The 16,130-nt window shown below is 52.0% G+C and carries 14 protein-coding genes and 1 pseudogene; 4 read left to right on the top strand and 11 right to left on the bottom strand.

Annotated elements, in window-relative coordinates; genetic code table 11:
* The first annotated feature begins 320 nt into the window (after positions 1-320).
* Positions 321-998, top strand: coding sequence for a hypothetical protein (locus tag CHK_RS08030; protein ID WP_046443532.1), 678 nt, complete (start codon positions 321-323; stop codon positions 996-998).
* On the opposite strand, the gene CHK_RS08025 is transcribed toward CHK_RS08030, so the two are convergent.
* Positions 995-1,267, bottom strand: coding sequence for a hypothetical protein (locus CHK_RS08025; RefSeq protein ID WP_046443531.1), 273 nt, complete (start codon positions 1,265-1,267; stop codon positions 995-997). The two genes, CHK_RS08030 and CHK_RS08025, sit on opposite strands and share 4 nt — an antisense overlap.
* Positions 1,268-1,646: 379 nt before the next feature.
* Between CHK_RS08025 and CHK_RS08020 the strand changes: the two genes are divergently transcribed.
* Both CHK_RS08020 and CHK_RS08015 read left to right on the top strand, forming a co-directional pair.
* Positions 1,647-2,084: an Asp23/Gls24 family envelope stress response protein gene (locus tag CHK_RS08020; protein WP_235811574.1), complete on the top strand. Its 438-nt coding sequence runs from the start codon at positions 1,647-1,649 to the stop codon at positions 2,082-2,084.
* Between the two features lie 144 nt (positions 2,085-2,228).
* Entirely contained in the window at positions 2,229-2,873 is a 645-nt protein-coding gene (locus tag CHK_RS08015) for a pentapeptide repeat-containing protein (protein WP_046443530.1), read from the top strand.
* A 68-nt stretch (positions 2,874-2,941) separates the two neighbouring features.
* Here the strand turns inward: CHK_RS08015 and CHK_RS08010 are convergent, their stop codons facing one another.
* The 9 genes from CHK_RS08010 to srtB form a co-directional block, all read right to left on the bottom strand.
* Positions 2,942-4,381, bottom strand: coding sequence for an MATE family efflux transporter (locus tag CHK_RS08010; RefSeq protein ID WP_052740452.1), 1,440 nt, complete (start codon positions 4,379-4,381; stop codon positions 2,942-2,944).
* Positions 4,382-4,822: 441 nt separating this feature from the next.
* Positions 4,823-5,737, bottom strand: a complete 915-nt coding sequence (locus tag CHK_RS08000; RefSeq protein WP_046443528.1) for a glycosyltransferase family 2 protein — start codon at positions 5,735-5,737, stop codon at positions 4,823-4,825.
* A 1-nt stretch (position 5,738) separates the two neighbouring features.
* Positions 5,739-6,593 (bottom strand): dTDP-4-dehydrorhamnose reductase, encoded by an 855-nt coding sequence (gene rfbD / locus CHK_RS07995; RefSeq protein WP_046443527.1) that lies wholly within the window; start codon positions 6,591-6,593, stop codon positions 5,739-5,741.
* A gap of 123 nt (positions 6,594-6,716) precedes the next feature.
* Positions 6,717-7,736: a dTDP-glucose 4,6-dehydratase gene (rfbB, locus tag CHK_RS07990; protein ID WP_046443526.1), complete on the bottom strand. Its 1,020-nt coding sequence runs from the start codon at positions 7,734-7,736 to the stop codon at positions 6,717-6,719.
* Between the two features lie 53 nt (positions 7,737-7,789).
* The gene (gene rfbC / locus CHK_RS07985) at positions 7,790-8,335 is read right to left on the bottom strand and encodes a dTDP-4-dehydrorhamnose 3,5-epimerase (protein WP_046443525.1); all 546 of its coding nucleotides are present in this window, start codon (positions 8,333-8,335) and stop codon (positions 7,790-7,792) included.
* Positions 8,332-9,213 (bottom strand): glucose-1-phosphate thymidylyltransferase RfbA, encoded by an 882-nt coding sequence (gene rfbA / locus CHK_RS07980; RefSeq protein ID WP_046443524.1) that lies wholly within the window; start codon positions 9,211-9,213, stop codon positions 8,332-8,334. The genes rfbC and rfbA overlap by 4 nt, the downstream gene beginning before the upstream one ends.
* A gap of 25 nt (positions 9,214-9,238) precedes the next feature.
* Complete coding sequence (locus CHK_RS07975) at positions 9,239-10,036, bottom strand: glycosyltransferase family 2 protein (protein ID WP_046443523.1); 798 nt, start codon at positions 10,034-10,036, stop codon at positions 9,239-9,241.
* 73 nt (positions 10,037-10,109) lie between these two features.
* Entirely contained in the window at positions 10,110-10,796 is a 687-nt protein-coding gene (locus tag CHK_RS07970; RefSeq protein WP_046443522.1) for a DNA alkylation repair protein, read from the bottom strand.
* 233 nt (positions 10,797-11,029) lie between these two features.
* Complete coding sequence (gene srtB, locus CHK_RS07960; protein WP_052740451.1) at positions 11,030-11,791, bottom strand: class B sortase; 762 nt, start codon at positions 11,789-11,791, stop codon at positions 11,030-11,032.
* 437 nt (positions 11,792-12,228) lie between these two features.
* Between srtB and CHK_RS07955 the strand changes: the two genes are divergently transcribed.
* Complete coding sequence (locus CHK_RS07955) at positions 12,229-16,002, top strand: efflux RND transporter permease subunit (protein ID WP_046443520.1); 3,774 nt, start codon at positions 12,229-12,231, stop codon at positions 16,000-16,002.
* On the opposite strand, the pseudogene CHK_RS17205 reads toward CHK_RS07955, so the two are convergent.
* A pseudogene (locus CHK_RS17205) lies at positions 15,975-16,058 on the bottom strand (Maff2 family mobile element protein); the annotation flags it as partial. The gene CHK_RS07955 and the pseudogene CHK_RS17205 sit on opposite strands and share 28 nt — an antisense overlap.
* Positions 16,059-16,130 lie beyond the last annotated feature (72 nt).

Raw genomic sequence — 16,130 nt, 5'->3', positions numbered from 1 at the left:
GAGTGCGGTAACACTCCAAGCCCTGCTATCCGGTGCCGCGACACCCTCAAGCAATCCCATCAGGGACACTGCGATCAAGTATCATTATACATTCCCTCGGGAATGAGTGCAACGATATTTTGACGCGCGAGGGTTTTTAGAGCTACGCTCTGCGCACCCCGCGCGTTTTTGTATTTGGGAAATTCCCAACCATTATAACAATTTGTCAAAAGCTTGGTTACGAGCTTTTGGTATAAATTGCATATGCAAGCGGTTTATCAAACGTTTTGTATTACCTGCGTTATATGAAACCGCTGTAAAAAAGGTGGTTGGGAATTTTGATGGATACTTCGATCTTTCACCATTCAAAGACCTTGCTCGGCTCTATGCCGCAGGGCGTTTTTGGTGCGGCAGACCTCTTTTGCACGGTCCGGGGCCTGTCCGCAAGGCTTGGCTACCAAAGCCCGCTACTGGACGAGTACATAAGCGCGGTGCTCGAGTCTGCCGCTGTGTTTTCCGCTTACGACGCGCAAAGCCACGGCTACGAGGCCGCAAGCCGCCTGATGGAGCTTGCCCGCGGCATCACCCCCGATCCGGTGGTTCCGCCCCGCAAGCGCCTGTATTCAGAGCTGCTTCGTGCAGGGGAAGCGCTTAGCCCGGATGGGCCGGCGTGCTTCAACGAGCTGCGCGAGCTTGAAACCAAACGCTCCATTTACTTTATGGAGCTTTCGGACGCGTATTTTTTCGACGCGTATGAAGATTACCTGCTCGATATGCAAAAACGGTATGCAAAGTGCGCCTGTGTAAACGGGCTGGAGGACGTCACAGCGCGCCTTGCAGCCGTGCTGGGGCAGGAAACCCTGCAAAACCTCTACGACAAGCTGCGTCAAATGTTCTTTCCCTGTACGGCGCTGGAGTCCTTCCGGCGCGGCTATTATTCCTTCCTGCTCAAAACCATCCTCCACGAGGACGGCTTTTGCCATCGGCAGGTGTGGCAGCTTTGGGCAGATTTCCTTTAAGCGCCGGACACAAGCCCAATCAGCCCGTTCACGCAGGACGACATGGATATCATCCTGAAAATGCAAATCAGTATCACAATAATGCTGATGATCAGCGCGGCGAACGAAACGTTCTCCCGCTTCTTTTTGAGCGCAATAATCGCAAGCGCAAGCCCCACAATACCAATCGCGATGCCCACATAAGGCCCGATCAGGAAACTGAGCGGAAACCCCAGTATAAAGCTCAGCACGATTCCAAGCAGGCTCACGATGATCGATACGACAGCCATTCTTTTATCTCCTTTTATATTGTCCTTACAAGCTACGATAACAGCAAACAGCCCGCCGCGCAAGCCTTTCTGTTCCTTTTTATTCCTCCCCCGGCAAATGCTTTGCAATTACGTGTCCGACCAGGTATGCCGATGCGGGCGTATTCCCGTTTTCGGGACAAATTACATTCATATTTCCAATGGATCATATACCACCCCGGCAAAAAAAATGACATTGTTTTGCCTCTTGTTAAAATATTACAAATAATTACATAAATATTAAGATAGTGTGAACATTTGGCTGCCGAAAGCCGGTTTCATGTTATGCTGTCAGAAAGAGATAACAAACAAAAACAAACTCAGTATAAAAACACGCACACTCGAAAAGGAGATGAACCAGATGACAGGAAACGAAATGGCAGTAAGGGAAAATATGTTTGTAAAAAAGGAAAGCTATGGCACCGTAACCTTTGCAAACGAGGTGATCGCCACCATAGCGGGGCTTGCATCCGTGGATATCCCCGGTGTTGCGGGCATGAGCGGCGGCTTTATCGACGGCTTTGTAGAGCTGCTTGGCAGGAAAAACCTCTCTAAGGGCATTAAAGTAGAGGTCGGCAAGGAAGAAGTCGCAATCGACGCTGCTATCGTCGTGGATTACGGTCAGGAAATACCCGTCGTGGCGCGCGCGCTGCGCGAAAGCGTTACTACGGCAATCGAAAGTATGACGGGGCTTCGCGTGGTTGAGGTCAATGTACGAGTGCAGGGCCTCAACCTGAATCGGCAAAAGGAAACCGAGCCGGGCGCCCCTGCATTGGTCCCCGCCTTCGCAGGCGTTTAATGATATAACCATTTTTCTCCCTGAAACCTCCCGCAGAGCCGCGGGAGGTTTTTTGGCGTTTGTACCGCCGTTTGTTTTCCCCCTGTGCTATAATAAAAAACAGCGGCAATACGCCGCGCCATCAGCCTGAAAGGATAAAAACATATGAAACGGATCAAACCCGCCCTGCCGCCGCAACCGGTCGAACCGGATAACCTGCAAAAGACCATAGGCCACGCCCGCGCGCAGGAAACCGACATCGAGGGCGTGCTCATAAAAAACCAGACGCTGGAGGAGGCCGATTTTTCAAGGCTTTGCTTCCGCGAAACCATTTTCGAGAACTGCCGCTTCACGCAGAGCCTCTTCCAAAAGGCGGAGTTTGTAAACGTACTGTTCCGCTTCTGCGATTTTTCGAACAACGACTTTTCAAACGCGTATTTCAGCAGGTGCGAGCTGCATTCCTGTAAGGGCAGCGGCGCGAACCTGTACCGCTCCTTTTTTCAGGAGGTCGGTTTTTTTGACAGTCATTTCCGTTACGCCAATTTCAACGATTCCAAATTCAAAAACGTTTGCTTTTCCGGCTGTGGCATGGCAAACGTCGAGCTGTCCGGCTGCTCGTTCAAATATATGGAGCTTGCGGGAACGGATTTCAGGCAGGCGAATTTCTTTGATTCCTCTTTAAAGGGCATCGATTTCACCCTGTGCGATATCGGCGGTATCACCGTCGGCAGGGACGACCTGTGGGGCGCTGTCGTCACCGTGCAGCAGGCAGCGCAGCTTGCCAAGCTCATGGGCGTTGTGGTGGTATAGCCCCTTTGCCGGAAGCCCGCAAAAAAACGGCCCTGCAAAAGGCCGTTTTCTTTTACCACTGTGCTTTGTCATTCAAGAACGCCTGAATCCTGCGGCGGCATTGGCCCCGCGTCGAGGTCGTTTTTGCCGTCCTTGTTTCGCGTAACCACCTTCAGCCATTTTCCGCCCTTCATGCGTATCAGGCATACGATTGCCTTCACAATCTCATCCGACCTCAGCAGGAAGTAAACGACAGGAATCGGCAGCCCCCACACAAAAGCGCCCAGCACGCCAAGGGGTATCGCCACCAGCCACATCACGATAAGGTCGAGGTACATCGCAAACATCGTGTCCCCGCCCCCGCGGAATACGCCCACAATGCACGCCATATTCACCGCGTAGAACATAATGATGATTGCCGACGCGTACATCGCGCCGTTTACAGCCACCCGCGTTTCCTCTGTAATCGAGTAAAAACCCATAAACGTATTCTTGAGCAGCAGGAAAGCCGCAGCCGTCACCGCCGCTATCAGCAGGTTTGCGAGCACGAGCCTATTCGCGCTGCGGCGCGCAAGGTCGTATTTGCGCTCGCCGATGTATTTCCCGACGATCACCAGCGTAGCCGAGGCCGCGCCGTAAATAAACACCGTCATAATCTGCATTGCGGTCGTCACGATGGATACCGTCGTCACTGCCGATACGCTCATGTGCCCCATAACAGCCGTGTGCACAGACGAACCCACCGCCCACAGCATTTCGTTCACAAGCACGGGCATTGCGAATTTGATGTAATCGCGGAAAATCCATTTTTCGTTTTTCAGGATATAGCTCCACTTGATCGTGACGCGCGTTTCCTTCTTCTTTGCATAAAAAATCACGATCACAAATTCCGTCGCACGCGCAATCACCGTGCCTACAGCCGCGCCCGCTACGCCCAGCTGCGGCGCGCCCAGCTTACCAAAGATAAACATATAATTGAAAAACACATTGACGCAAAATGAAATGCTGTATGTGATTACCGCGATCTTCACCCGCTCCACGCTGCGCACGCATGTAAGGTAAGAGTTTGTAAACGCATACGGTATGTACGAGAAAATTACAATCTGCAAATATTGCACGCCGTATTCCCTTACCTGCGCGTCGTCCGAGTACAGCCCCATCACCTGCCTTGGGAAAATGGCAACCACGATTGTCACCACAATACCAATCAAAAGGGCGATCTTAATCACGATGCCAAATATTTTGGAGATTGTCTCGATGTCCTTCTTGCCCCAGTATTGCGATATCAGCACGCATGCGCCGGACGATAGCCCGAACATGCACATCATAAATAAAAAGAACGGCTGGTTTGCCACTGTAACGGCGGAAAGCTGTACCTCTCCAAGGGAGCCGACCATTACGGAGTCCATCAAACCCACCGCATAAGTCAGCAGGTTCTGCAACGCCACAGGCAGGGCGATTGCAATAAACATACTGCTCAGTCCTTTGTTTTTCCTGCTCAGTCCTCTGTTTTTTACAAGCTCTGTCATTCTATCCGCTCCTTTCTTTCCCGCACCGCCCCTCCGGGCAGCCCGCCGGTGTGCCCGCACCTCTCACTCCACACTGCAATATCACAAACGCCTTTTTTGCGGTTGTTTCCGGAGCCTGTTACAGGCATTGCCTTTGAGGGGACGCGGCGTACAAAGAAAGAAATATCTATAAAGTACGCCGCTCTGCTTACGGGCGCGCGGCAGGGAGGGACAATGAAGAGCGCCCTCCATAAGCCCCTTGCAGGCAATATCCTGAAACAGACTCCGGCTTTTGCGCGCATTACGCGGCAACCGTGCGTTGTCCGGCAGCTCGCGCGAAATCAGCCGCAACGAACAATACCATACAAAAAAAGCCTGCCGCGCAAAAAGTGCGGCAAGCACTATGTTACCATAACAACAACCCCGTTGAAAAGGGGTTTTTTGCAAATAATCAGCGATATTTCAGTCCATACCATACCGCTTTTTAAAAACCGCAAGCCCCGCGCGCATCAACGGGTTTCTTGCCAGCTTCCACAGCGTTTCCTTTTTCTTGCCTTCCGCGCGCACCGCCTCATGGAATTCCTCCGTGTATTTCGGATTGCCAAGAATCACCGGATTGCCAATCTCTCCCCGTTGCACCGCCCGGTAAAATTCCAGCCATACCACGCGGTTTTCACGCACGCCCTCCGCATGGATCGATAAAAATGTGTTTTCGCCGTGCAGGCGGTACAGGTACGACGTTTGCGCGGTGTACGCAGGCTCGCTTTGCAGGCATGCCCGCAGGAAAAAGTCGTAATCATGTACGTATTTGTAATTTTTAAACCCGCCCGCGCGCTCGTAAAGCGTCCGCGAAAAAAGCAGGTTGCCGGTAGAAACGCTCACGTTTTCCGCAACAGCCGCAAGCGCAATAAACCGCTTGCCCTCAAGCTTTTGCTGAATCGCTTCAAAGGTCTTCGCCTCGTCCGATTCAAGCCGGTTGCCCTGCGCGTCAATACACCTCACCGCTGAAAAGCCCCACTCCGCACTTTGCCTGTCCATCTGCCCCGTCAGCACGGTAAAGCGGTTCGGCTCGTATAAATCGTCCGCGTTCAGGATCGCAACGTATTCCCCGTGGGACAGGCGGATTCCCTTGTTGATCGTCTCGTGCGCGCCAAGGTTCCGCTCGTTTTCATGTAATATCACCGCCGGGAAACGGCCTTTCATGTCCTCGCGCGCAATCAGCTCCCGCACCCGCCGCATGCTCGCGTCCGAAGAGCCGTCGTCAATCACAACCAGCTCTATGTTTTGGTACGTTTGTGCCGCCACCGATTCGATTGCGCCGCAAATATAGTTTTCGTAGTTATAGGATGGAATAACGACGGAAATCAAAGGCTTCATATCACAGCTCTTTCAAATATCTCGCAAGCGCGTCCTTGTAATCCGGCAGGCGCTTAAAGCCCGCGTCGTCGAGCGATTTTTTGGACATCCGCGAATTTTTGGGCCGCGACGCAGCCGTAGGGTATGTCTGGTTGTATTCCTCCGTGCTGACAGGCTTCACCTCGATGTCGCTTCCCGCCTGGCGGAAAATTTCCACCGCAAAATCATACCATGTGATGTCGCCCTCGTTGGATGCCTGGTAAACCCCGTATTTGTGCGATTCGATGATGTCGCAAATCAGCCTCGCCACGTCGTAGGTATAGGTTGGCGCGCCGTGCTGATCCATCACCACAGACACCTCGTCCCTTGTTTGGGCAATGCGTAGCATGGTTTTGATAAAATTGCTGCCGTTTTTGCCAAACACCCAGCAAATCCGCAGGATATAATACTGCTCGAGCAGCTTTTGCACTTCAAGCTCGCCCTGGTATTTTGTCCTGCCATATTCGTTTTGCGGCTCTTTGACGTCGTCCGCTTCCCACTGCGTATCCTTGGAAAACCCGTCAAACACATAGTCCGTACTGATATACATCATTTCCGCGCCCACGGCCTTTGCCGCAAGCGCAATGTTTTTCGTTCCCGTTACGTTCACCGCATAGCATTTTTCCTGCTCTGTTTCCGCTTTATCCACCGCGGTATACGCAGCGCAGTGCACGATGCACGTGGGCCTATATTCCTGCACAAAGGAAAGCACAGCCTGCTCGTCGGTCAGGTCAAAATCGTCGATATCAACGCCCCTGTTTTCTATTCCGCGCGCGTCAAGATGCCGCACCACGTCATATCCCAGCTGCCCTTTTACGCCTGTTACCAATACTTTCATCGTTATCCACCTCTTGCATACCCTGCCAGCCGGCAAGGCGCTTTTTCATTTCCGACACTGCGGTAAACGTCCGTCCCGCCGCCCGTCCAAAAATTCCGGGCGCACACGGTCTGTGCCAGCTGGCTACCTTCCGGCGTACATCTTCTGGTAATAGTTCTGGTAATCCCCGCTCACGATGTTTTTCCACCAGTCCTCATTGTCAAGGTACCATTTCACCGTCTGCCTGATTCCCTCGTCAAACGTGGTGGTCGGCTGCCAGCCCAGCTCGTTCATCATCTTCGCCGGATCGATTGCGTAACGCATGTCGTGGCCCGCGCGGTCTTTGACAAAGGTAATGAGTGTCTCAGGCTTGTTAAGCTCCTTTAAAATCGTTTTCACAACCTGTAAGTTGGTTCTCTCGTTGTGGCCGCCGATGTTGTATACCTCGCCCTCGTTGCCATCGTGTAAAATCCTGTCGATTGCCGCGCAATGGTCGCGCACATACAGCCAGTCCCGTACGTTTTCGCCCGTGCCGTACACCGGCAGGCTTTCGTCTGCAAGCGCGCGGGAAATAATGAGGGGGATCAGCTTTTCCGGGAAGTGGTACGGCCCGTAGTTGTTCGAACACCGCGAAATCGTCACAGGCAGCCCGTAGGTTCTGTGGTACGCCTGCACCAAAAGGTCTGCGCTCGCCTTGGACGCCGAATAGGGCGACGACGTATGAATCGGCGTTTCCTCCGTAAAGAAAAGGTCCGGACGATCCAGCGGCAAATCGCCGTACACCTCGTCCGTAGATACCTGATGATAGCGCTTCACGCCGTACTTACGGCATGCGTCCATCAGCGTCTGCGTGCCAATCACGTTGGAGCGCAGGAAGATGCCCGGATCCTCGATCGAGCGGTCCACGTGGGATTCCGCCGCAAAGTTCACCACAATGTCCGGCTTCTCCTGTTCAAACAGGCCGAATACAGCGTCCCTGTCCGCGATATCCGCACGCACAAACGTCACGTTTGGCTCATCGAGTACGTCTTTGAGCGTCTCGAGGTTTCCCGCGTAGGTCAGCAGATCCAAAACCACCAGATCGTAATCCGGATGGTTTTCCAGCATATGGAACACAAAATTACTTCCGATAAATCCGGCGCCGCCGGTAATCAGTACTTTCATAGCTTCTCCTTAAACATATCAAAATATAGTGATCGCCGTCTTTTCGGCGCGTCTTAAAAATTTGCGTCGCTGTCCTTCAAAAGCGGGGCCTTCAGATCCTTTTCCGATAAGATCGGCTCCGCGATTCCCCAGTCAACGTCGATCTCCGGATCGTCAAAGCGTACCGACCGGTCGCACTCGGGCGCGTATACCTTATCTACCTTGTACTGCACCTCCACGTCGTCCGTAAGCGTCACAAACCCGTGCGCCATGCCCGCCGGCATGAAAAACTGCAGCTTATTTTCTGCGGAAAGCTCGATGCTGTACCATTTTTTGTACGTTGGCGAGTTCTTCCTCAGGTCAACCGCAACGTCGAGGATTTTCCCGCGCGTGCAACGTAAAAGCTTGGACTGCGCCATCGGCTCGATCTGGAAATGCAGGCCGCGGAGCGTTCCCTTCTGCGCGGAGAAGGACTGGTTGTCCTGTACAAATTCGCAGGTAATGCCAAGCTCCTCAAATTTGGGCTTGCTGTAGGTTTCCATAAACCACCCGCGGTGGTCTCCGTGGCAGTCCGGCTCTATCACAACGAGGCCTTCAATACCGGTTTCTATTGTTTTCATATGTCAAGCACCTTCCCTTCCGAAACAGCGTTCAGATGCTGTCCGTATGATGATTTTCCATATTTCGCGGCGCTTGCGCGCAGCGTATCGCGGTCAATCCAGCCCCGGTGGAAGGCAATTTCCTCCGGCGCGGACATCACAATGCCCTGCCGCTTTTGCAGCATCCGTACAAATTCCGCCGCTTCGATCAGCGAATCGAACGTACCCGTGTCAAGCCATGCGTAGCCCCTGCCCATCAGCTGCACATCAAGGTCGCCCTGCTCGAGGTACACGCGGTTAAGGTCTGTAATTTCAAGCTCCCCGCGCGCGCTTGGCTTCAGGTTTTTGGCGTATTCCACCACGCGGTTGTCATAAAAATACAGCCCGGTGATCGCATAGTTGGATTTTGGGACTTCCGGCTTCTCCTCTACGGAAAGCGCCTTTCCGTGCTCGTCGAATTCCACGATGCCAAAACGCTCCGGATCATCCACATAATAACCGAACACCGTCGCGCGGTTTTCGTTGTTCACAGCCTCGGTCATCAGCTGCGTCAGGCCGTTCCCGTAAAAGATGTTGTCCCCAAGGATCATCGCGCACGAATCCCCGCCAATAAATTCCTCGCCGAGTATAAACGCCTGCGCAAGGCCGTCCGGCGAAGGCTGCTCCTTGTAGGAAAGCGAAATGCCAAACTGCGATCCGTCCCCCAGCAGGTTCCGGAACCTTGGCAGGTCAACCGGCGTAGAGATGATCAAAATATCCTGAATGCCCGCAAGCATCAGCGTGGAAAGCGGATAATAGATCATCGGCTTATCATACACCGGCAAAAGCTGTTTGCTGGTCATGATCGTAAGCGGGTAAAGGCGCGTTCCGCTGCCTCCTGCAAGTATAATTCCTTTCATGTTACATACCTCTTCTTCAAAATCGTTATTTCACTTCTATTTCAGCTTCCTGTTTCGTTTCGTCATACCCATGCCATTTCCAGAAATATTTAAACATGGATAAAACATGTATCATAAAATATTTCAGGCTGTGCGCGCTCGCCCGCGCGTAATCGTGATATACATAAGCGTACGGGTAATAAACCACACGGGTATTTTTGCGCAGGGTGCGCGTAAGATCCGCGTCCTCCAGATACATAAAATACCGTTCGTCAAATCCGCCCACCAGCTTTAGAAGCGGCGTGCGTACAAATAAAAAACACCCGGACGCAAATTCAACGTCCGTCACGCCCGAGAGGTCTTCGTCCAGCATTTTGTAATGCTGCCGATGCTGCTCGAAGCGCTTGAGTGGCGCACGGTTTGCGATCAGGTATTTCAGTTTCGGGTTGCGTTTGGGCAAATGCTGGGGCTGCCCGTCCATGTAGTGGATCTGGGGCGTGCACATTCCAATATCCGGGTTTTTACGCAAAAAATCAGCAAGCTCCGTCAATATGTCTCCATCAAGAATAATGTCAGGATTGACAATCGCATGGAAATCAGAGTCTATAAGCGGCAGCACAAGGTTATGGCCCGCGCCAAACCCAAGGTTTTTGTCGCTGAATATCACGCCAATCGTCGGAAATTCATCGGCAAGCCTTACCGCGCTTCCATCCTTGGACGCGTTATCCACAAGATATATTTTGACACGAACGCCGTGCGTATATTCCAGAATAGAAGCAATCGCTTTTCTGGCCCTGTCATAATCATTGTAATTTACAATGCTGACTGTTACGTCATATTTCAAAATGCGTCCTCCGCAAATATTCCCAGTTTTATGACCGTTCCCATTATACCAATATTCGCGCCGGATTTCCACTCTATTTTCGCTTCATACCACGCAGCATATCCTTTGTCTCTCTGGACGGGATACGCGATTCAATGATTTTCTGTATGGTTTTATTGTGCGTGAAATCATCGAGCAGGCCTTGCGTGAGCACAGGCAGCACCTGCTGCGGAAAGCGCACGTAATACATGGAAAGCGCCCATGCAACCCCCATTTTTACATAATAGCCATCGTGGCTCACACTCACAAGAAGGGAAAGCGCCTCGTTCAGGTAATCCTCGCTGATATAGTAATTAAGCATCATCACGACGGCAAACCTGATCTCATATTCCCGTCCGCAGGACATGCGGGGCAAAATAAACTCCCACATTTCCTCCATGTGCTCCTTCGTGGCTTTCAGACTGGTGCAAAAGCTGTCGCACACCGACCAGTTGTCGATTTTTGGTAGAAAAGCCGCGATATATTTTAACCTCCTGGAAAACTCCATTGGAGCGCTGCCGATCACAAACCCCTGCAGCATGATTTCCTCAAAGGAATCATCCGCAGCGTTTTCCAGATATGTACGCCAGTCCTCTTTTGCGATTTGCTTTGCAAGCTTTCGCAGCGCGGGCAGCCGAACCCCAAGCACGCCCCGGACGCCCGGGATCAGCGAGGACGCAAATTTTTGATATTCTTCCTCCGCCATGCAAAGAAGCTCTTTTTTGATCTGTCCGTTTGTCATTTGCTTTGCTCCCAAATTCTATGGCAATTTGTCAAAAGGTTGACGAAAGCTTTTGACATAAATTGCATATGCAAGCGGTTTCCCGCAATTTTTGCATAACCTGCATTCAGCTGTATCGCTGTAAGGGCATTCCTTTTATATTTGCCGCCACAAAACACAACATTTGTAAGCCCACCGTGCAAAAAAAGCCGCCGGATTTCCGGCAGCCTTAGATCAGCGCTATAGTAAGCTCATTACGCATGCAGAACCGCCTGCACGATATATTTTGCGGTATCCTCGCCCTTCTCACAGGTGGAAAGCGTCAAAATGCTTTTCCCGCCAAGCACCTCCACATCGCTTTCGCTTTCAGACAGCGCCTTCATAGCGGTTACATATTGCTCAAACTCCCCATGGGAAGAAAACGTATCCGTAAAGGACTCCCCTTCGTCGGACGCGATATACGCGGCAAACACCCGGTAGTCTTTTGCTGTGCCGTCCGCCAGATAAATGGATATTGTGCTGTGCGCACTGAGAAAGCTCTTGTCCTGATAATTCTTCAACGCGGCGAACATGGAACCATCCGTCATATTCTGACCATATAGCACCGTATTTTCGTCAGTGAACCCAATGTGGTCCTGCGCGTCCAGAAATACCGCCCCGCCGCGATTTTCCTCTTTGAAAAAATTATGCGTCCGGTAAAAATCATTATCCTCCGCCTGAACGATAGGATAACTGATATCCGTGCCGGGAATATCGATCCATCCTACGGTATCCGGATTTGTTTCCCTCAGCTTCTCAAACATGGAGCTAAGCTTTTCCGGCGAATCCTTTGCGCCCGCAAAATTTTTTGCGGCAAGCTCACGGTAAGAAGATGAATTCTGCAGGTCTCCAATACGCACGTCAAACATATTCATCATGGCAAAAACAAAACAAACGAGCGCAATCGTGATTACAACGACCGTTACGACTGTGCCACGCCTTTTTTTACCTGCGTTTGTTGCATCCTTTTCCGGCATATGAAAACTTCCTTTGATTTGATGTTATTATTATACCCCATTGCGGTTGCAATAAGCAACACACGGCGGCCGGGAAAAGAAGAAAAAACGTTACAGGTTCAAAAATGAACGCGAAACGCCCCCAAACCGTTTCGGGAACCCCCTCCCCCCAAACGAAAAACCTTTTGTACACCGTTTGCCGCGATGCTTATTTAGCCGCCGCTAACTTTTTACAGCGTTTTGTACAGAAATTCCTTTACATCAGCTTTTACTTTGCTATAATAGAAACGGACTGACCAGTCAGTCACATCATGGCACTTAACGATTATAGCAGTTTGCCAAATGGTTGCGCAGCAAGCATTTGGCAAACTGCTATGCAGCGAACCCTTACGGCGGCGCAGCCATGCGACGCTATAAGTGGATACGCTGTAAGAGCACCGGACGGAGGAAAAGCATCCATGTCAAAATTCAGCGTAAAAAAGCCAATGACGATCTTTGTGGCGGTAATCATGGTCTGTATCCTGGGATTTATTTCCTTTACGAGCATGACCACAGACCTTCTGCCAAAGATGGACCTGCCCTATGTGGCGGTATTCACAACCTACCCGGGCGCAAGCCCTGAAAAAATCGAGCAAACTGTTACGAAGCCGCTTGAACAAACGCTTTCCACAGCAAGCGGCATTAAAAATGTGACCAGTATATCCAACGAAAACACGAGCGTTGTAATCCTGGAATTCACGCAGGAAACCAATATGGACAGCGCGATGATCGAGATCAGCAACAGCGTCGACATGGTAAAGTCAAACCTTGACGACGCGGTTGGAACGCCTACCCTGATTAAAATCAACCCGGACATTATGCCCGTCATGATCGCCGCGGTAGATGTGCAGGGGCAGGATATCGTAGAGACCTCCAAGACCGTTTCCGAGGATATCCTGCCGCAGTTCGAACGCATTGACGGCGTTGCTTCTGTCAGCGCAATGGGGCTGGTGGAGGATTCCATCCAGGTGACTCTTAATCAGGATAAAATAGACGAATTGAACAACCGCGTACTCGCAAGCGTGGATGAAAAGCTTGCCGAAGCGCAGGAGCAGCTGGACGACGCAAAGAGCCAGTTGGAAAGCGGGAAGGCACAGCTAAACGCAACCAGTAAAACCCAATCTGAAAAGCTTGTGGACATGGGGATGCAGCTTTCCGCGGGCAGGGACCAGATACAGGCGGCGCTTGACGCAATGCCGCAGATGCAAAAAGAACTGGAGACGCAGCTTAATGACCTGAAGGCCCAGCGCGATGAGCTAACAGCGAACCTCAGCGATGCAAAGACCGCAAGGGACGGCCTGCAACAGGCAATCGCGGGTATGGTTGCCGCGGGCCAGCCCGTCCCGGAGGAACTGACCACGCAGCTTGCAACGCTCGAGCAAACCATCCCGCAGCTTGAATCCGGCCTTTCACAGATAACGGACGGCATCTCCCAGCTTGAAGCGGGTATTGCGTCGATCCCGGAGCAAAAAGCGCAGCTCGAGGCTAAGCTCAGCGAGCTTGACCAGGGAGAAAAGCAGCTTGAATCCGGTAAGATGGCGCTTACAACGGGAATTGCTGAAGCTGCCGGGCAGCTAGCGGGCGGCGAGGCGCAGCTATCGCAGAAGGAAGCGGAATTTGAGCAACAAAAAGACGCGGCCTACGAGCAGGCGGGCCTCGATGGAAAAATCACGCAGGATACGGTAAGCAAAATACTTGCGGCGCAGAATTTCTCAATGCCTGCAGGATATATTCAGGAAGGCACGGAAAAATATCTTGTAAAAGTTGGCGATCAGTTTTCCAACATGGAACAGATCAAAGACCTTGTACTATTCAATATTCCCACGGGCGATATTGGCGAGGTAAAGCTTTCTGACGTCGCGGATATCGAGCTGACAGATAACCGCGGCGACCTATACGCAAAGATCAACGGCAACGACGGGATACTGCTCTCCTTCCAGAAGCAAAGCACTTCCTCCACAACGGATGTTTCAGACAAAATAAACGCTGTTATGAAGCAGATCGAGGAGACGAACCCGAACGTCCATATGACCGCCCTGTCCGACCAGGGCGTATATATCAACATCGTGATCGATTCCGTGCTGAACAACCTCCTTTTGGGCGGTATTTTAGCGATCATCATTCTCTTCCTGTTCTTAAAGGACATCAAGCCAACGCTTATTGTGGCGATCAGTATTCCGTTCAGCCTTTTGGCGGCGCTTACGCTGATGTACTTCTGCGGCGTCACACTCAATGTGATTTCGCTTGCGGGCCTTGCGCTCGGCGTCGGTATGCTGGTGGACAACAGTATTGTAGTCATCGAAAACATTTACCGCCTACGGTCCCTTGGTATTTCAGCCGCAAAGGCCGCCATCAAGGGCGCGAGCCAGGTGGCCGGGGCCATCGCGGCGTCCACGCTTACCACGATCTGCGTATTTTTGCCGATTGTATTTACCGAGGGCCTCACACGGCAGCTGTTTGCGGATATGGGCCTTACGATCGCGTTTTCGCTGCTCGCAAGCCTTGTGATCGCGCTTACCCTTGTGCCTGCAATGGGCTCTACCATGCTCAAGAATACAAAGGAAAAACCGCACAAATGGTTTGATAAATTTACGGGCGGCTACCAGAAGGTTTTGGGTGGCGCTTTGAAACACAAATGGATTGTGTATGTCCTCGTGATCGGCCTCTTTGTGTTCAGTATAGCAAACGTCTTTACCATGGGAACCTCGCTCATGCCGAAAATGGACAGCCAGGAAATCATGATTACCATGGAAATGCCTACTGGCAGCACCACACAGGAAACGCGGGACATGAGCGATGTGGTTCTTGCCCGTCTTACCGAGGTGCCGGATGTGGAAACGATCGGCGCGATGGAAGGCGGCGCAATGTCTGTCATGGGCGGCAGCTCCGGCAGCAGCGGCTCGAACAATACTTCGATTATGATGTACGCCCTCCTAAAGGAAGACAGGGAAAGCAGCAGCGCACAGACCGCGCAAAAGATGCGCGAAGCAGTGGCGGACCTGCCCTGCAGCGTGGAAATAAGCGACTCCACGATGGATATGTCCATGCTTTCAGGTTCCGGGCTTGAAGTCGTCATCAAGGGCGACGACCTCGATACGATCAAAAACATAGCCCTTGATATGACCGCGATGATGCAGGAAACGCAGGGACTTACAAACATCAAGAACGGCCTTGAGGACGCGTCCACGGAAACGCGCGTCACTGTGGATAAAAGCAAGGCCATGGAATACGGCCTTACAGTGGCGCAGGTGTACCAGCAGCTTGCGGCGGAGCTCAACGCGGGCCAGTCTGCAACAACCGTTACGTTTGAGACGGAGGACTACCCTGTTATTGTGAAAAACAGCCCTCAGGATAGCTTAACCCTGGATTCCCTCAGGGACTTTCAGCTGACGGGTACGGAGGATGGCGAGGAGACCGGGATAGCGCTGTCGGATATCGCGCAGGTCACACAGGAACAAAGCCTCTCGGCAATCAATCACGACGGCCAGGTGCGGACAATGTCCGTTACTGCGGAGGTGGACGCAGACCACAACATTGGCCTGCTGTCCCGTGAATTTGCGGACAAGCTGCAGGGCTATTCCGTTCCGGCGGGTTACACCGTAGAAATCGCAGGCGAAAACCAGACGATCACCGATACGTTTACCAACCTCATCTATATGTTCCTGCTGGCAGTGGTGTTGATTTACCTGATTATGGTGGCGCAGTTCCAGTCCCTGAAATCGCCGTTCATCATCCTGTTCACCATACCGCTTGCCTTTACCGGCGGCCTGCTTGCTTTGCTGATGACCGGTTTTGACCTCAGCATGATCGCACTTCTCGGCTTCCTGATTCTGGCGGGTATCGTCGTGAACAACGGCATTGTCTTTGTGGATTACGTGAACCAGCTGCGTCTCTCCGGCGTGGAGAAGCATGAAGCCCTGCTGCGCGCGGGCAAAGCGCGTATCCGCCCGATCCTGATGACTGCGCTCACAACGGTTTTGGGGCTTGTACCGCTTGCTTTTGGCATGGGCCAGGGCGCGGAAATGCTTCAGCCTATGGCAGTCGTAACAATCGGCGGACTTATTTATGCGACGTTTATGACGCTGTTCTTTGTTCCGGTGCTGTATGACGGCCTGAACAAAAAGGATATGAAACCTGTTGAAATAGAGGAGGGTGAAGAGGATGACATCCCCGCAATATTTGCTGATGTGTGATAAAGAAGTAGTAGAAGTGTAAAAAATTTTGCCGTTCCTATCCGGCGTTTGCGCATTGCGCCGGATAGGTCGGGCGGTCATTCGGGCAGGTCTACCTTGCCAACGAAAGAGTAATAAATATCAATGTC

The organism is Christensenella hongkongensis (assembly GCF_000981035.1).
GTDB lineage: Bacteria > Bacillota > Clostridia > Christensenellales > Christensenellaceae > Christensenella > Christensenella hongkongensis.
Note: the sequence above shows the minus strand (reverse complement) of the source record. Positions and strands in the feature narration are given on the sequence as shown.